1 pseudogene is annotated in these 560 nt (G+C 45.9%); it reads right to left on the bottom strand.

Going from position 1 to position 560, the window contains the following annotated elements:
- Positions 1–560 (bottom strand): annotated as a pseudogene (locus R7044_RS27210) (error-prone DNA polymerase); the annotation flags it as partial.

Genomic DNA, 560 nt, shown 5'->3' with positions numbered 1-560 from the left:
TGCTTCTGATGGATAGCTGACAGGCTCTTCGCCGTTGCGCCTTTTCAAAAACGGGTGAACCATGTCGCCTTGAATCGGCCCTGGGCGTACGATCGCGATTTGAATAACTAAGTCGTAATAACAAGCTGGTTTTAAGCGAGGCAGCATGCTCATTTGCGCGCGAGATTCGATTTGAAAAACGCCAACGGTGTCTGCTTTTTGGAGCATGCGATATACATGAGGATCATCTTGTCGGCGAGTGATCTCAGCAATTGAAAGTGATCGCTGGTGGTGTTTCTCAATTAATTGAAAGCATTTACGGATAGCATTGAGCATCCCGAGCGCCAATACATCGACTTTCAGAAGCTCTAAGCTTTCGAGATCGTCCTTATCCCATTGAATGATAGTTCGATCTTCCATTACTGCATGTTCAACGGGCACCAATTCATATAATGGACCAGATGAAATCACGAAGCCGCCGACATGCTGAGAAAGATGACGAGGAAAACCAATAATCTCGTTCACCAGTTGGATAAACTGCTGACCTTTGAGCGATTCCGGTTGCAAACCAAGCTCAATAA

This window comes from Vibrio sp. 1402 (assembly GCF_033340275.1).
The sequence above is the reverse complement of the archived record's forward strand: the minus strand, read 5'-3'. Positions and strand labels throughout refer to the sequence as shown.